This is a genomic window from Crocinitomicaceae bacterium (genome assembly GCA_016708105.1).
In the GTDB taxonomy this organism is placed as follows: domain Bacteria; phylum Bacteroidota; class Bacteroidia; order Flavobacteriales_D; family Crocinitomicaceae; genus JADJGJ01.
This window is the reverse complement of record JADJGJ010000002.1, coordinates 789,701-805,890: the sequence shown is the minus strand read 5'-3', so window position 1 is coordinate 805,890 and position 16,190 is coordinate 789,701. Positions and strand designations below refer to the sequence as shown.

Below are 16,190 nucleotides of genomic sequence, written 5' to 3'. Positions count from 1 at the left end.
ATCCGTTAAAATTAGTCAAAAATTGCGCGTGAACAGGCAATCCCATAATAAAAGAAAAATCATCAACGATCCGGTGCATGGTTTTATTACTATTCCTGATGAATTCATTTATGATTTAATGGAGCATCCATACTTTCAGCGTTTGCGCCGCATAAAGCAATTGGGGCTGTCTCATCTGGTTTATCCCGGAGCAAATCACACGCGTTTTCATCATGCTATTGGGGCAATGCATTTGATGGTGAAAGCCATTGATGTGTTAAGAAAAAAGCAAGTTGACATTTCAGAAGATGAAAGGCTGGGCGCAATTATTGCTATTCTATTACATGATATTGGGCATGGCCCCTTCTCACACACCCTTGAGCACTCTTTGCTTGATGGAGTGCATCATGAAGAGGTTTCATTGCTGTTCATGGAAGAACTCAACAGGCAGTATCATGGTAAACTGAATACGGCTATTGAAATATTCACGAATCAACATCCTAAAAAATTTTTACACCAGTTGGTATCCGGACAATTGGATATGGACAGGCTTGATTACTTGCAACGTGACAGTTACTTCACCGGTGTTGAAGAAGGTGTAATTGGCAGTGAGCGCATCATTACTATGTTAGATGTTGTTGATAATAATTTGGTAATTGAAGAAAAAGGCATTTACAGCATTGAAAATTTTATTGGTGCCCGACGCATTATGTATTGGCAAGTATATATGCACAAAACTGTGGTGGCATCTGAATACATGCTAACCAGTATACTGAACAGAGCGAAAGAATTGTACCGGCAAGGAATAGATTTATTTGCAAGTCCAAGTCTCAAACTTTTTCTACAACATCAGGTTACCCGACAAGATTTTATTGCTGGAAGTAATTGGCTTGAAAACTTTGCCCTCATTGATGATAACGATGTGATTACCTCTGTAAAAGTGTGGCAAACCTGTGATGATAAAATTCTGGCCACCTTGTGCAAAATGATTTTGTCAAGAAAATTATTTAAAACTGAAATTACAAAAGGTGCTGTGCATGACAACCGTTACCGGCAACAAGTTTCTGATATCTGCCGGCACATGGGCATTGAAGAAAAGGATGTACACTACTTTGTCATAAAAGAAACCTTGGTAAACAGTGCGTATGATGAACGTGATAAACAAATTATCATTCTCACCCGTTCAGGTGAAACCATTGATATTGCTCAGGCATCAGATAATCTAAACATTGTCGCCCTTTCAAAACCGGTTGAAAAATCTTGCTTCTGCTATGCCAGATTTAGCTGATTGTTAAAAAAAAGTGCCTAAATCCGCTAACCCTTTGTTGAAAACTTCGTCAATCTGCCTATAGCACGATATTATTATTACTATTTTTGAAGAATGGAATTTTCAGCACAGCAAATTGCGGGCATACTTAACGGCACCATTGTTGGCAACGCAGATGAAAAAGTTGCGGGTCTCTCTAAAATAGAAGAGGGAAAACCCGGTACGCTCACTTTTCTTGCCAATCCAAAATATGAAGATTTCATTTATTCAACTACCGCTTCTATTGTGATTGTGAATAAATCTTTTGTTCCGCAAAAAGAGATCAAAAGTACCATGATTCAAGTTGAAGATGCGTATGCCTGTTTCGCAAAACTGCTAGAATTCTATGATCAGGCCACAGCAAAACAACCTGGTATTGATGAAAAAGCATCCATTGCCGCATCAGCAAAAATAGGTCAGGATGTGTACATCGGTCCATTCGTTGTCATTAGTGAAGGAGCGGTGATTGGAGATCGTTGTCAAATCTATGCCAACACATTCATTGGAGATCAGGTTAAACTAGGTGCTTCAACAAAAGTTTTTGCCAATGTATCCATTTATCGTGATTGTATTGTTGGTGCACATTGTACAATACATTCAGGTGCAGTAATTGGCGCAGATGGTTTTGGCTTTGTTCCCAATTCAGAAAATAATTACCAAAAAGTGCCACAGATTGGCAATGTTATATTGGAAGACCACGTAGACATTGGCGCCAACACCTGCGTTGACAGGGCTACATTGGGTTCTACCATCATAAAAAAAGGTGTTAAAATTGACAATTTGGTGCAGATAGGGCATAATGTTGTGATTGGTGAAAATACCGTAATGGCTGCTCAAGGCGGTATTGCCGGTTCTGCTAAACTTGGAAAAAACATGATGGTTGGTGGTCAGGTAGGAATTGTGGGCCATATTTCATTGGCTGACGGAACGATGATTGGAGCACAATCAGGCGTACCTAAAACTATTCGTGAAGAGGGTACAACAATTCTTGGTTCTCCGGCGTATGATGCTGAGGACTATAAAAAAGCATACATGGGTTTTCGTCGTTTGCCTCAAATTTTGGACAGACTGCGCGAACTGGAAAATGAAGTAAAAAAGTTAAAGGAAAATAAATAACCCAATGGCTGAAAAGCAAAAAACAATTGCCGCGGAAATTAAAATGAGCGGCGTAGGCTTACATACAGGCGAAATGGTGAACATTACAATTTGTCCTGCACCGGAAAAACATGGTTACAAATTCCAGCGTATTGACCTGGAAAATAAACCTATTATCAAAGCTGATCCGGACAACGTTGTGTCAACTGCACGTGGAACAACGCTGGAAGAAAAAGGAGCAAAAGTGTATACAACCGAACACTTATTGTCAGCTCTCTATGCAATGCATGTTGACAATGCACTTATCCAATTAGACGCACCGGAGGTTCCTATCATGGATGGTAGTGCAATGCCTTTTGTAAAAGCAATCAAACAAGTAGGTTTGAAAGAACAAGATGCAGATCGTGAATATCTTGAACTTGACGAAAATCTCAAATGGGAAGATCCTGAAAAAGGAACTGAGTTTCTTGCCGTGCCTGATAAAGAATATCGCGTTACTGTGATGGTAGATTATAAATCACCGGTGCTTGGAACGCAGCACGCCAGCATGTATAAAATTGATGATTTTGAAAAAGAAATTGCACCTTGTCGTACCTTTTGTTTTTTGAAAGAGTTGGAATATCTTGCTACAAATGGATTAATAAAAGGAGGTGATTTGGACAATGCTATTGTCTTGGTTGAACGTCCTGATATCAGTAAAGAAGAGTTAGATCGTCTGGCAAAATTACTTGGCAAAGAAAATTTATCTGTTTCTGCAAATGCAATAGGAACCCTGAATAATACGCGCCTACATTTTGAAAACGAACCTGCAAGACATAAATTGCTTGACATCATTGGTGACCTAGCTTTGGTTGGTCGTCCTTTCAGAGGTCATATTTTGGCTGCACGTCCCGGGCATGGAGGCAATGTTCAGTTTGCTAAACTACTGAAAGAATACGCTAAAAAATCTGTAGACAAGCCACGTAAATTTGATCTTGAAAAAGAGCCTTTGTATGATTCAATTCAAATAGAAAAAATGTTGCCTCACCGGTATCCATTCTTACTCGTTGACAAAGTGCTTGAGATTACAGACGATAAGATTGTCGGAATGAAAAACATCACCAAAAATGAACCCATGTTTATGGGACATTTTCCCGGTAATCCGGTTTTTCCCGGAGTATTGCAAATTGAAGCCATGGCTCAATGTGGCGGGGTTTTTGCTTTGAGTAAGGTTGATGAGCCGCATCTCTACTCTACTTACTTCATGAAAATTGATAAAGTGAAATTCAAAGCCATGATTCGCCCCGGAGATACAGTGGTTTTTGAATTAGTATTAGTATCGCCAATTCGCCGTGGATTAGTGAACATGTTTGGTAAAGGATATGTCAACGGTAAAGTGGTTGTTGAAGCTGAAATGTTAGCTCAGGTTGTAAAAGATAAAGCATGATAAGTAACCTGGCACAAATACATCCAAAAGCAAAACTAGGAAACAACGTTTCTGTTGGCCCATTTTCAGTTATTCATGATGATGTTGAAATTGGAGACGGAACGGTGATTGAATCTAACGTGGTGATATATTCCGGCGCACGCATTGGAAAAAATTGTAAAATTTATCCGGGCGCTGTCATCAGTGCAATTCCTCAAGATCTTAAATTTAATCACGAGTACACCACCACTGAAATTGGCGACAACACGGTGCTGAGAGAATGTGTGACCATTCATCGCGGAACGGTAGATAAAATGAAAACCGTAGTTGGCAGCAATTGTTTGATCATGTGTTACGTGCATATTGCACATGACAGTATTTTGGGTAATCATGTAATTATTGCCAATTATTCAGGCGTTGCAGGTCATTGTCTGATTGAAGACTGGGCAATCATTGAAGGCATGTGTGGTTTACAACAATTCACTCGCGTAGGTGAGCATTCATTTATTGCCGGTATGACCCAGGTGAGAAAAGATGTGCCTCCTTATATTAAAGTTGCACGTGAACCAATTACCTTTGCCGGAGTAAATGCAGTTGGTTTGAGACGAAGAGGGGCAAGTGATGAAACAGTAAGATTAATTGAAGATATTTACAGAAATTTATTCATTCTCAATAACTCTATTCCATCAGGAATTGCAGCCATTGAAAAGGAAATAAAAGACTGTGACGAGAAAAGAAAAGTGCTTGAATTTATTAAAAGTTCAGAGCGCGGAATAGTAAAAGGACCGATTTAGAAAAATTAATAATCAGAATACAAGAATAGATTTAATAGCATGGCAACTACAGCAGACATCAGAAATGGATTGTGCATAAACCACAACGGGAAACTATGGACAGTCGTAGAATTTCAACACGTTAAGCCGGGTAAAGGTCCCGCTTTTGTGCGTACTAAATTGCGCAATCTTGAAACCGCAAAGGTGGTAGATCATACCTTTTCTGCAGGTCACAAAATTGAAACAGTACGTATTGAGACGCGTGAATATCAATACCTCTATCCTGAAGGAACAGGATTTCATTTTATGAATAACGAAACCTTTGAACAGGTTTTCATTGAAGGTACAATGATTGAAAACCCTCAGTTCTTAAAAGAAGGAATTACCTGCATCATACAATTTCATGCCGAAGAGGAAACTCCGCTTACTGTTGAATTACCAAACTATATAGATACAGAAGTAACATATACTGAACCAGGCATTAAAGGTGATACCGCAACCAACACGTTAAAGCCTGCAACCATTGATACCGGTGCCGAAATTCGAGTACCATTATTTATTAATACAGGAGACAAAATCCGAGTGGATACTCGCACCGGAGTTTATTCAGAAAGGATAAAATAAAACATTCTTCTAAATCAAAACACTCACAGGAATTCTGCTGAGTGTTTTTTTTTGAAATGGAAAATAAAATCTCATATCAAGCCGACGGACGGTACTTTACAAGCGGGAATCATTCAGCAAAAAAACTGCTGATATGCTTGCACGGATATGGACATTTGGGTGAATATTTTTTATCACAATTTGAGTTTCTCAATTCTGATGAATACTTTATTGTTGTGCCTGAAGCAGCACATAGATTTTATTTAACCGGTACCGGCGGTAAAGTAGGCGCATCTTGGATGACAAAAGAAAATCGCGAGGCTGACATTGCAAATTATATCCGAATGTTAAATAGTGTAGTGACTGATGTATTGATGAGAAGATCATTTGAAAAAAAAATTCTTCTCGGATTTTCACAAGGTGGTGCAACCGCAAGTCGATTTTTCACTTTGGGTGATACGCTTTTTGATTCATTGATATTGTGGGGTACAGTTTTCCCTGCTGATATGGAATTAACAGCGCATGAAAGGCTTTCAAAATCCAAAAACTATTTTGTAGTCGGCAATCAGGATAAGTACTACAAGTCAGGTGAAATAAGTATTGACAGAGAAAAGTTCTCAGAATCAGGCACGAAATTTGGACTCATTATCTTTGACGGTGCCCATGAATTACATAATCAAACCTTGAATCAATTGCTACATGAAATATAATTTATCTTTCATATTGTTTCTTTTTATTCCTTTGATCATGCATGCGCAGTATGATATTACAGATACCAACACAGAAGAGGAAGAAGTAAAAGAACCCAAAATAAATTGGTTTGACATAAAACAAAAGACCTATGTTGGCGGAGATATTTCAGCCCGTTTCGGTAACCTTACTTATGTTTATGCATCACCCATGATTGGATATGATTTCTACAAAAAAATGTCAGTGGGTGTTTCAGGTATTTATCAGTTACTTTATTTATCTAATGGGGTTAGCTCACAATCAGAACACACCATTGGCGGCGGCATTTTTTTCAGGTACCGGCCAATTGACTTCCTCATTCTTCAAACTGAATTTGATCTATTGAATACGGTCAACTACACGTCAGCACCGGGCAACCGAATTAATGTTCCGGTATTCATGTTTGGCGCAGGATACGCCGGTATGCTCGGTGACCGCGCATACTATAGTCTCATGCTGATGTTTGATTTTATTGACAACGAAAACATGCCGGTTCCCAAACTCATTCCGGGCATTCCACTATACTACCGAGCAGGTTTTGCTTTCTATCTAGGCTAGAAAATTAGTCCTTCAATATACTTCTAGAAATTACGATTTTTTGAATCTCAGAAGTTCCTTCGTAAATCTGCGTAATTTTCGCATCGCGCATCATGCGTTCAACATGATACTCACGCACGTAACCGTAACCACCGTGAATTTGCACTGCTTCTGAAGTAACAGACTGAGCAATTTCAGATGCGTATAATTTTGCCATAGCTGCAGCAGTACTGAAATCTAGTCCCTGATCTTTCATGGCAGCAGCGTTCAAACACATTAAGCGTGCGGCCTCTACCTGAGTTGCCATATCTGCAATCTTAAATGCTATAGCCTGATGCTTTGAAATTTCTTTGCCAAAAGTTTTGCGTTGTTTGGAATATTGAACAGCTAAATCCAATGCTCCCGCAGCTATACCCAATGCTTGTGATGCAATTCCAATTCTGCCACCGCCTAATGTTTGCATAGCGAATTTAAATCCAAATCCTTCTTCACCAATGCGGTTTGCTTTTGGAACTTTCACATCATTAAAAATCAATGTATGCGTATCAGATCCGCGAATACCCATTTTATCTTCTTTTTCACCAACAATAAACCCTGGCATTCCTTTTTCAATAATGAGTACGTTGATTCCATGATGACCTTTCTCACGATCTGTCTGACAAATCACTAAATAGGTTGAAGCTTGTCCACCATTGGTAATCCAGTTTTTTGTACCGTTCACCAGATAGTGATCACCCATATCAATAGCTGTTGTTCTTTGTGAGGTAGCGTCAGAACCGGCTTCAGGTTCACTCAAGCAGAATGCACCAATTTTTTCGCCCTTAGCCAAAGGCACCAAATATTTTTGTTTTTGTTCTTCATTTCCAAATTTCTCAAGTCCCCAGTTTACAAGTGAGTTGCATACAGACATGCACACTGCAACTGATGCGTCAACTTTTGAAATTTCTTCCATTGCCAATACATATGAAACCGCATCCATTCCGCCGCCACCATATTTAGGACTCACCATCATGCCGAGAAAACCAAGTTCACCAAGTTGTTTCAATTCTTCTTTGGCAACTTTTGCTTCGCGATCTCTTTCTATTACACCCGGTTTCAACACATTTTGTGCAAAATCTCTGGCTGCGGCTTGTACCGCTAATTGTTCTTCTGTCAATTTGAAATCCATATTCTCAGGTTTGAGTTTGTAATAAAACTAGTGTCCAAATTTAGCACATATTTATTTGTACTGACAAAATTCTGGCTACCTTCATTGCTCAATTTTTTATAGCGTGCAACGACCCGAAAATTTAACTGACATACAAGCCATGGGTGTAATTGGTCTCATGTCAGGCACTTCAATGGATGGGCTTGATTGCTGTTATGCCGAATTCAGCCGCGCAAACGGTCAATTTTATTTTTCAAACATGATTGCGCACACCTATACCTATGATGAAGACCAAAAAAAATTTCTGCGCGCAGCATTTCATAAAAATTCAGAACAGCTAAAACAAACAGATCAACAATTTGGTTATTATCTGGCAGAAAAAGTGAAGCACTTTATCCAACAGCATCATCTGGAAAATAAAGTTTCTCTCATTGCATCACACGGACATACGATATTTCATGAACCGGCAAAAGGAGTCACCGTGCAAATAGGTAACGGCTCAATCATGAATCAACTAACGGGTATTAGGGTTATCAATGATTTCAGAATCAAAGATGTTCAGCTTGGTGGTCAGGGAGCTCCCTTGGTTCCGGTTGGTGACCAATATCTGTTTGCTCAATATCCGGCTTGCCTTAACTTGGGAGGATTTTCAAATATCAGCCTTATTCATCAGGGACAGCGCGTTGCATTTGATATTAGTCCTTGCAATTTACCACTAAATATAGTGTGTGAAAAATATTTGAATGTGCCTTATGATCATGCAGGCTCCATTGCAGCCGGTGGTAAATGTTATGACCCTTTGCTTCAAAAACTGAATACAATTCCATATTATCAGCAGCAAGCCCCTAAATCATTGGGTTATGAATGGCTAACGCATGAGTTTATGCCGGTTGTTGAAGAATTTCCTTTGCCTATTGAAGATTTGCTGAGCACCCTATGTCAACACATAGGACATCAAATTGTCCGTGTACTTGATGAAAACCAACTAAAAGAGGTTTTGGTAACAGGGGGCGGAGCCTATAATACTCATCTTATAAACATCTTGAAAAAATCTGCCTGCAAAATTACACTACCTGATACCGCAATCATTGATTTTAAAGAGGCTTTGATATTTGCCTTCCTTGGATTTTTAAATTTTCATGATTCGATCAACACCTTTAAATCAGTGACGGGAGCCAAAGAAGATTCGATGGGCGGCATCCGCCACTTTAGTCATTAACATAGTTTGGTTAAAACTTTTTGAATAGATCATCTATATTGAAAATTCAAAGCAGAAAGATTTTCTAATTTTGGTTCTTTAAAATAGCTGATTCATGATTGACTTGCTCGAAAAATTCGAGAATAAACGTCCCGAAATTGTATTTGAATGGAAAGATTCTGAAACCGAAGCAGAAGGCTGGGTTGTGATAAATTCACTCCGTGGCGGTGCTGCAGGTGGCGGAACACGCATGCGCATTGGTTTAGATAAAAGAGAAGTTGAGTCTCTTGCAAAAACCATGGAAGTTAAATTCACCGTTGCCGGACCACAAATAGGTGGCGCAAAATCAGGAATTAATTTTGACCCTAAAGATCCGCGCAAAGAAGGTGTGCTCAGAAGATGGTATGCTGCCGTTACTCCTTTACTTAAACATTATTATGGCACAGGTGGAGATTTGAATGTAGATGAAATTCACGAAGTAATTCCAATCACTGAAGATTGTGGTGTTTGGCATCCGCAAGAAGGTGTTTTTAACGGCCATTTTCAACCACGAGAAGCACAAAAAATTAACCGCATTGGTCAATTGCGCCAAGGTGTGTTAAAAGTAATTGAAGACGCTTCCTACTCTCCTGACGTCAACAAAAAATATGTTGTTGCTGACATGATCACCGGTTACGGGGTTGCTGAATCAATCAAACATTATTATGCAATTTGGGGCGGTGACATAAAAGGAAAACGTGTAATTGTTCAAGGTTGGGGAAATGTTGGTTCTGCAGGTGCTTATTATCTGGCACAAATGGGAGCAAAAGTGGTTGGTATCATTGACCGCGTTGGTGGATTAATCAAACCTGAAGGATTCTCATTTGATGAAATCAAACAACTTTTTTTGGAAAAAAACGGAAATGAATTGAATGCAAAAAACATGCTTTCATTTGATGAAGTAAATTCAAAAATTTGGGATGTCCCGGCTGAAATATTTATTCCTTGCGCAGCCTCACGCCTCATCAGCAAAGACCAAGCTGAACGAATGATTAAAGCCGGCGTTGAAGTTATTTCATCTGGCGCCAATGTACCATTTGCTGATAAAGAAATATTTTTTGGCCCTATTGCTGCTGAAACAGATAAGAAAATTTCAGTTATTCCTGATTTCATTTCAAATTGTGGAATGGCAAGAGTTTTTGCTTATCTGATGAGTTCTGATATTCCAAAATTAACTGATAAAGGAATTTTTGAAGACACGTCAACGACTATTAAAAATGCTTTAGTGGCTACATACGCAAAGAATAAAAATAAAACCAATATTGCCCGCAGCGCATTTGAAATTGCACTGAACAAACTTGTAAACTAAAATAAAAAGTAAAACCTAAAATCAATTGTATGGGAATTGAATACATCATGGTGATCATATTTATCCTAGGGTATATTATGATTGCAACTGAACACTCCATTCATATCAACAAAGCTGCAAGTGCCTTGTTGATTGGTATGTTGTGCTGGGGACTTTATGCTTTATGGCCTGCTGAACACTTGAAGGTTGATACAACCAAGTCATTGCATGAGCTGGCACATGACCCAAGCATTGCAGAACGAACTCCGGCATTGGCAAATTACATTCATGAAGAAACCATAACGTACGATAAAAAAGCATCAGCTGACCCAACCATGTCGCCTACGATACCGGCTGAAGAAACGAATGCAGAAATGCATCACTTTGTTGAGCATGGACTATCTCACCATCTTTTTGATTTGGCAGGTATTCTGTTGTTCTTGCTTGGCGCAATGACCATCGTTGAGTTAATGGATGCTCATGGCGCATTTGAAGTGATTACTTCTAAAATCTCATCTACAAATCGCGTTACTCTTCTATGGATTGTCGCCATTGTTACTTTCTTTCTTTCTGCCGCATTAGATAACCTTACAACCTCCATTGTCATGATTTCAGTTATCCGAAAATTGATCAGTGATAAAGAAACCAAGTGGATTTTTGGAGGTTTCATTATCATAGCTGCAAATGCCGGCGGTGCTTGGTCTCCAATTGGTGACGTTACCACCACCATGTTATGGAATAATGGACAATTGCCTGATTCAATGGCGTTGATTACTCATGTATTTTTACCTTCTATTGCCTCTTTGGCTGTGCCACTATTGATGGCTTCATTCTTTTTGCGCGGAAAAGTTGAACGTCCCGGAAAACACGATGAACATGGACATCATCACGGTTCATCAGTGAGTACCAGAGAACGCAATATCATCTTTGTTCTTGGTCTGGCAGGCTTACTTTTTGTTCCGGTGTGGAAAACCATGACGCATTTGCCTCCTTACACCGGCATGATGTTCAGCTTAGGTGTTATTTGGGTTGTGAGTGAACTCATGCATAAACGCAAATCAGATGAACATAAAAGAGGTTTATCTGTCATCGCCGTATTACAAAAAATTGATACCTCTAGTGTATTATTCTTCTTGGGAATTTTGATGGCCGTTGCTGCCTTACAAGAAGTAGGTCACTTAACCGCTGCTGCACATTTCCTTGACAAAGCGTTAGATGGAAATATGTATACCATCAACGTTTCAATTGGTCTTCTCTCAGCAATTATTGATAACGTGCCTTTAGTTGCTGCTGCCCAAGGAATGTATCCATTGGTTGAAGGAACTGAGTTTGCAGTAAATGGAACTTTTTGGCAATTCCTAGCATTCTGTGCCGGTACAGGTGGATCCATTTTAATTATTGGTTCAGCTGCAGGTGTTGCCGTGATGGGCCTTGAAAAAATTAGTTTTGGTTGGTATTTGAAAAAAATAAGTGGCTACGCTTTAGTAGGATATCTTGCCGGCGCTGCTGTATTTTATTTCATGACTTAGTGTAACAACTGATCATAGATTGCGTTAATTTATCTAAAACCTATAGATTATGAGTTTTTTCACAGTATTGCTTCAGACCGGTGATTTAACCGGAACAGACAACCAACAGGTTGCTGAAGGAGTTAACGAGCTGACACGTGATATTCCATTATGGGATCTCGTTTTAGCCGGTGGATGGACAATGATTCCACTCGCCATTCTTTCTATCATGATGGTCTACATTTTTGTTGAGCGTTTTCTCATGATTCAAAAAGCATTGAAAGATGAAAAAAAGTTCATGATCAAGGTGAAAGAATATTTGGTTGAAGGCAAAATTGATGCTGCCCGCGCACTTTGTCAGCAAACAAATAATCCGGCGGCACGCATGGTTGAAAAAGGTATTTCACGCATTGGAAAACCCATGAAAGATATCGTAAGTTCAATTGAAAACGTGGGTAAATTAGAAATTTACGATCTTGAAAAACGCATTGGTTTTTTAGGAACCGTTGCCGGTGCAGCCCCAATGATTGGATTCCTTGGTACAACACTTGGTATGGTGAAAACTTTTCACGCCATGAAATTTGAATCAACAGTAGAATTACAATCAATTTCCGGCGGTATTATGGAGGCGATGGTAACCACAATTGCCGGTTTGGTTATTGGTATTTTGGCTTTCATGGCTTACAATTTCATGGTATCAAAAGTTGACAAGGTGATTCACCACATGGAGGGCGCCTCTATTGAGTTCCTTGATTTATTGAACGAACCGGGCAAATAGTTGTATTAAACCGTAAGATATGAATCTGGGAAGACGAAATAAAGTAAAAGTTGAAGCCGGAATGGCTTCAATGACCGACTTGATATTTCTGATGATGATTTTCTTCATTATCATGAGTACCATGAGTAATAAAACTTTGCCGGTTGATTTGCCATCAAATGATTATACTGATCCTTCATCAAAAACGGGTGTTGTTGAAGTTGGAATTACCGGTGACAATAAATATTTTTTCACAGAAGAGGCTCCAGAAAATTATACGATGGAAGAGATGATTCCAATTCTTGAGCAGAAAATGGCAGACAGCGGACAAGATGGTTTAAAAATATCAGGAGACAAAACGGCTAATTACGAGTCTATCTTTTTAGTAATTGCACTAGCGAAACAAAAAGGATGGAAACCCGTATTATCATACGCAAACTAGTCTAATTTAAAAAAGAGGGAGGGGAAATATGAACGTGATCACGAAAAGTCTAAAAGCATTAAAAGAAGAAGATCATCGCAGGGCATTTTATGCCACCATGATTTTCATTATGCTGTCAACATTGTTTTTTCTATTAGTGAGTATGGAAGAGCCAGACCCTCCGCTCACAGAAAAAGTTATTCCCATTGAGTTGGAGAATATCATGATACCTGAAGAATTATTTACTGAAGAAGCACCGGGTGGCGGTGGATCAGATGGTGGACCAAGTCCGGTTGATCAGCAAGTAGAAAATTCAGCAGAAGAAGAAACCACACAGCAAGAACAGAGTGTACAAGTAAATGCGGGCAGTGAAAATCAAACTGAAAACGGAGTGAATAATCAACCGCAACCTGACCATTCATTAGGTTTTAACGGTGATGGCGGTGATGATAATGGCAACGGCACCGGTACCGGATTTGGTGATGGTGATGGCACCAACGCAGGTAACGGAAATGGACCCGGAGGAGATGGCGTATCCAACCTCAACCGCAAAATCACAACCAAACCAACCTTTAATGGAAATGTGCAAGAAGAAGGGAAAATTGCATTAGACCTTTGGGTTGATGAAAATGGAAATGTTGTGCAAGTGCGTTACAAAGAATCAAAATCAACCAGCGGAAGCGAATACCTTATTTCATTAGCAACACGCGCGGCAAAAACCATTAAATATGAGAAAAAACCCGGCGCCGTTAAAGAATATGTAGGCTACCAGATTTTTGAATTTAAAAAAGTTTGATGACTTATTCTGAAACGCTGACCTGGCTTTTTTCACAGTTGCCAAATTATCAACTGCAAGGACAATCAGCATACAAGCCAGGACTTGAAAACATAAAAAAATTAGTTGAACTGACCGGTTCTGAAATTCTTCAGAGCCGGTTTTTTCATGTAGCAGGTACCAATGGAAAAGGTTCTGTCTGCAATATGCTGGCAAGCATCATGATGGAACACGGTTATAAAACCGGCCTATTTACATCACCTCATCTGCATGATTTCAGAGAGCGAATACGCATAAACGGAAAAATGATTTCTGAAGAATTTGTCACAGTCTTTGTTGAGCAAAACAAACAAGCCTGGGCAGAAATAAAACCATCATTTTTTGAAATCACCACCGTGATGGCACTTTCTGCATTTAAGCAGGCAAAATGTGATATATGCATTATGGAAACCGGATTAGGTGGTCGCTTAGATTCTACCAATATCATTACACCGGAAATATCAATTATCACGAACATTGGTTTGGATCATACCCAATTTTTAGGAGATTCCACAGAACAAATTGCCTACGAAAAAGCAGGCATCATAAAAAAAAATATTCCGGTTGTAATTGGAGAATGCACCCATGAAACCAAACCTGTTTTTGAACGCGCGGCAAGTTTGAATGATGCGCCAATTTATTTTGCCGGTTTGGTATCAGGTTTCGTTTCTGATTTGAAAGGAAATTTTCAGCAAAAAAATATTGCAACGGTGATGAAATCCATTGAAGTATTAAGAGCAAAGGGTTGGAATTTTATGCCCAAAAAAATCAGGGATGGATTTCAACATGTCACCAAAAACACCAACTTCACCGGGCGTTTTCAAAAGTTACAGGATAATCCTGCGGTAATAGTTGACGCAGCACATAATGAAGATGGAGTAAAAACTTTATTTGCTGAAATCATGCAAGTAAAATTTGATAAACTGCATTTGATTTATGGTGCGGCAAATGATAAAGACGTGCGTAACATCTTCAAACTTTTTCCTAAAGATGCCCTTTATTATTTCACTGAATTTGATTCAAAAAGATCACTCCTTGTTGATGATTTTATTTCCCTCGCCAAAGAATTTAAACTGAATGCAGATTTCTATTCAAGTTCGGCAGATGCAGTTGCTGCTGCTTATGAAACCGCCGGTGAAAACGATTTGATCTTAGTGTTTGGCAGTTTCTATCTGGTTCAAGAAATTTTACCGAAAAAAAATTAACCCGCATTGGCTAATTCCTTCCTCCCTGGAGGGAGGAAAATCTGTGCGTAAATTTTTCCGGTAAATTGTCTCTGCTAATAGCATCCTCCCTTGAGGGAGGACCGAGGCGGGTGACCGTTTTGCGTTGCAATAACCCTAAGCATCTTTTTTTGAATGGCATGCTGTCACCCTCCTTAATCCTCCCTCAAGGGAGGAAAAATGTGCGTAAATTTTTCCGGTGAATTGGTTCTGCTAATTCCTTCCTCCCTCAAGGCACTTGCACTTTTGCTATAAAAATGCTGTAGTAGGCAAGTTGCGACCTGTCCCCTACTACAACCAGATTGAATAAAAAAAACCGCCCCAAGTGGAGCGGTTTTCTAATCAATCGTAAAAAAATTATTTCATTTCTTCTTTGGTGATTTCACCGTAAGAAACAGGGTATTCAGTTTCGTTAGCTTTTACAAAAACAACGCCCAATTTTTTGTCAACTTTTACAACAGTTGCTTCATTGAAAGAAACAGATGTTATAGCCCAAACTTTATCACCTGGTTTTACATCTGGTACACGAGGAACCACTTTGCAATCAGCTTTAGAATATACTTTCATTTTGCCTGCAAAACCACAAGTCAAAACTTTATCACCAGAAACTTTGATGATGGTAGCAGCTTCATAGCCCCACTCAGTTTTTACTGCAATCGTATTTCCTTCTTGCCAATCATCTGTGATTTTTACAAATGTGTCAGGATCTAATTTGTACTCAGTTGCACCAATTGATTTTCCACTTTCATCATCCGTTGCAGGATTATCATAAGACAAATCAAGGTAACGTACTTTTGGTGATTTAGGATCAGATGCATCAGTTACAATAGCACGTTGCATACCTGAACCGGTTTGCCACCAAGTGAGCACAATATCACCAACGGCCGCAGTTTGACCTTTAGGAATATTGATCACCATAGAGTTTGGCATTTTTTGCACGCCATCAAAGGTGAACTCTACATCAGACTCAACTTCACCTGCTGCAGACATTACTGCATCGTAGAAAATGAGTGTTTGATCAGCCGGCACTTCTTCTTCAAAAATGCTGGTGTACATGCCCCATGACGGACACAAAACGTGATTTCCAGGTTCTGATGTCATGCCCACGGTTGGAAAATCCCAAGGAGTCATCCCTGGAGCAAGAGTCATTTTACTAGCTGTGTCAGCAACTACAGCTGTGTCATTTTTAGTTGAATCAGTGGTGTTTGTGTTATCACCACCACATGATGTTGCAATGGAAGCAACCATCATTCCACTCAATGCAATAGGTGAAATGATCAGGAGGTTTCTTTTCATAGGATTACTTTTCAAATTTAGATTACGGCTCAAATATATTTAGTTATTCCAGATAATATATAGCGGTTGACA

The 16,190-nt window shown here is 39.3% G+C and carries 16 protein-coding genes; 14 read left to right on the top strand and 2 right to left on the bottom strand.

Annotated features, from left to right (window positions below; all coding sequences use genetic code 11):
* Positions 1-118 precede the first annotated feature (118 nt).
* The 7 genes from IPH66_14685 (at position 119) to IPH66_14655 (ending at position 6,448) form a co-directional block, all read left to right on the top strand.
* Complete coding sequence (locus IPH66_14685) at positions 119-1,267, top strand: HD domain-containing protein (GenBank protein ID MBK7130589.1); 1,149 nt, start codon at positions 119-121, stop codon at positions 1,265-1,267.
* Positions 1,268-1,360: 93 nt separating this feature from the next.
* Positions 1,361-2,401, top strand: a complete 1,041-nt coding sequence (gene lpxD / locus IPH66_14680) for a UDP-3-O-(3-hydroxymyristoyl)glucosamine N-acyltransferase (protein ID MBK7130588.1) — start codon at positions 1,361-1,363, stop codon at positions 2,399-2,401.
* Positions 2,402-2,405: 4 nt separating this feature from the next.
* The gene (locus IPH66_14675; GenBank protein ID MBK7130587.1) at positions 2,406-3,806 is read left to right on the top strand and encodes a bifunctional UDP-3-O-[3-hydroxymyristoyl] N-acetylglucosamine deacetylase/3-hydroxyacyl-ACP dehydratase; all 1,401 of its coding nucleotides are present in this window, start codon (positions 2,406-2,408) and stop codon (positions 3,804-3,806) included.
* A complete protein-coding gene (lpxA, locus tag IPH66_14670; protein ID MBK7130586.1) occupies positions 3,803-4,579 on the top strand; it encodes an acyl-ACP--UDP-N-acetylglucosamine O-acyltransferase in 777 nt (258 codons plus the stop codon). The genes IPH66_14675 and lpxA overlap by 4 nt, the downstream gene beginning before the upstream one ends.
* A 39-nt stretch (positions 4,580-4,618) precedes the next feature.
* A complete protein-coding gene (gene efp, locus IPH66_14665) occupies positions 4,619-5,182 on the top strand; it encodes an elongation factor P (GenBank protein MBK7130585.1) in 564 nt (187 codons plus the stop codon).
* A gap of 56 nt (positions 5,183-5,238) precedes the next feature.
* Positions 5,239-5,871 carry a hypothetical protein gene (locus tag IPH66_14660; protein ID MBK7130584.1) on the top strand — a complete coding sequence of 211 codons (633 nt, stop codon included), beginning with the start codon at positions 5,239-5,241 and terminating at the stop codon, positions 5,869-5,871.
* Positions 5,861-6,448, top strand: a complete 588-nt coding sequence (locus IPH66_14655; protein ID MBK7130583.1) for a hypothetical protein — start codon at positions 5,861-5,863, stop codon at positions 6,446-6,448. The genes IPH66_14660 and IPH66_14655 overlap by 11 nt, the downstream gene beginning before the upstream one ends.
* Before the next feature lie 4 nt (positions 6,449-6,452).
* On the opposite strand, the gene IPH66_14650 is transcribed toward IPH66_14655, so the two are convergent.
* Positions 6,453-7,595 (bottom strand): acyl-CoA dehydrogenase, encoded by a 1,143-nt coding sequence (locus IPH66_14650; protein ID MBK7130582.1) that lies wholly within the window; start codon positions 7,593-7,595, stop codon positions 6,453-6,455.
* 103 nt (positions 7,596-7,698) lie between these two features.
* Between IPH66_14650 and IPH66_14645 the strand changes: the two genes are divergently transcribed.
* The 7 genes from IPH66_14645 (at position 7,699) to IPH66_14615 (ending at position 14,804) form a co-directional block, all read left to right on the top strand.
* A complete protein-coding gene (locus IPH66_14645; protein ID MBK7130581.1) occupies positions 7,699-8,793 on the top strand; it encodes an anhydro-N-acetylmuramic acid kinase in 1,095 nt (364 codons plus the stop codon).
* A gap of 94 nt (positions 8,794-8,887) precedes the next feature.
* Positions 8,888-10,120 carry a Glu/Leu/Phe/Val dehydrogenase gene (locus IPH66_14640; GenBank protein MBK7130580.1) on the top strand — a complete coding sequence of 411 codons (1,233 nt, stop codon included), beginning with the start codon at positions 8,888-8,890 and terminating at the stop codon, positions 10,118-10,120.
* Positions 10,121-10,155: 35 nt separating this feature from the next.
* Positions 10,156-11,628 (top strand): sodium:proton antiporter NhaD, encoded by a 1,473-nt coding sequence (nhaD, locus tag IPH66_14635; protein MBK7130579.1) that lies wholly within the window; start codon positions 10,156-10,158, stop codon positions 11,626-11,628.
* Between the two features lie 49 nt (positions 11,629-11,677).
* A complete protein-coding gene (locus IPH66_14630; GenBank protein ID MBK7130578.1) occupies positions 11,678-12,385 on the top strand; it encodes a MotA/TolQ/ExbB proton channel family protein in 708 nt (235 codons plus the stop codon).
* 19 nt (positions 12,386-12,404) lie between these two features.
* Complete coding sequence (locus IPH66_14625) at positions 12,405-12,806, top strand: biopolymer transporter ExbD (protein ID MBK7130577.1); 402 nt, start codon at positions 12,405-12,407, stop codon at positions 12,804-12,806.
* A 28-nt stretch (positions 12,807-12,834) separates the two neighbouring features.
* A complete protein-coding gene (locus IPH66_14620) occupies positions 12,835-13,581 on the top strand; it encodes a hypothetical protein (GenBank protein MBK7130576.1) in 747 nt (248 codons plus the stop codon).
* A complete protein-coding gene (locus IPH66_14615) occupies positions 13,581-14,804 on the top strand; it encodes a bifunctional folylpolyglutamate synthase/dihydrofolate synthase (GenBank protein MBK7130575.1) in 1,224 nt (407 codons plus the stop codon). Before IPH66_14620 ends, IPH66_14615 begins: the two co-directional genes overlap by 1 nt.
* Positions 14,805-15,179: 375 nt before the next feature.
* Here the strand turns inward: IPH66_14615 and IPH66_14610 are convergent, their stop codons facing one another.
* Entirely contained in the window at positions 15,180-16,118 is a 939-nt protein-coding gene (locus IPH66_14610; protein MBK7130574.1) for a hypothetical protein, read from the bottom strand.
* Positions 16,119-16,190 lie beyond the last annotated feature (72 nt).

Excerpts from the sequence above, each read along its gene's own strand:
- IPH66_14685 (MBK7130589.1), top strand. The coding sequence starts at position 119 with ATGGAGCATCCATACTTTCAGCGTTTGCGCCGCATAAAGCAATTGGGG.
- lpxD (MBK7130588.1), top strand. The coding sequence starts at position 1,361 with ATGGAATTTTCAGCACAGCAAATTGCGGGCATACTTAACGGCACCATT.
- IPH66_14675 (MBK7130587.1), top strand. The coding sequence starts at position 2,406 with ATGGCTGAAAAGCAAAAAACAATTGCCGCGGAAATTAAAATGAGCGGC.
- lpxA (MBK7130586.1), top strand. The coding sequence starts at position 3,803 with ATGATAAGTAACCTGGCACAAATACATCCAAAAGCAAAACTAGGAAAC.
- efp (MBK7130585.1), top strand. The coding sequence starts at position 4,619 with ATGGCAACTACAGCAGACATCAGAAATGGATTGTGCATAAACCACAAC.
- IPH66_14660 (MBK7130584.1), top strand. The coding sequence starts at position 5,239 with ATGGAAAATAAAATCTCATATCAAGCCGACGGACGGTACTTTACAAGC.
- IPH66_14655 (MBK7130583.1), top strand. The coding sequence starts at position 5,861 with ATGAAATATAATTTATCTTTCATATTGTTTCTTTTTATTCCTTTGATC.
- IPH66_14650 (MBK7130582.1), bottom strand. The coding sequence starts at position 7,595 with ATGGATTTCAAATTGACAGAAGAACAATTAGCGGTACAAGCCGCAGCC.
- IPH66_14640 (MBK7130580.1), top strand. The coding sequence starts at position 8,888 with ATGATTGACTTGCTCGAAAAATTCGAGAATAAACGTCCCGAAATTGTA.
- IPH66_14630 (MBK7130578.1), top strand. The coding sequence starts at position 11,678 with ATGAGTTTTTTCACAGTATTGCTTCAGACCGGTGATTTAACCGGAACA.
- IPH66_14625 (MBK7130577.1), top strand. The coding sequence starts at position 12,405 with ATGAATCTGGGAAGACGAAATAAAGTAAAAGTTGAAGCCGGAATGGCT.
- IPH66_14620 (MBK7130576.1), top strand. The coding sequence starts at position 12,835 with ATGAACGTGATCACGAAAAGTCTAAAAGCATTAAAAGAAGAAGATCAT.
- IPH66_14615 (MBK7130575.1), top strand. The coding sequence starts at position 13,581 with ATGACTTATTCTGAAACGCTGACCTGGCTTTTTTCACAGTTGCCAAAT.
- IPH66_14610 (MBK7130574.1), bottom strand. The coding sequence starts at position 16,118 with ATGAAAAGAAACCTCCTGATCATTTCACCTATTGCATTGAGTGGAATG.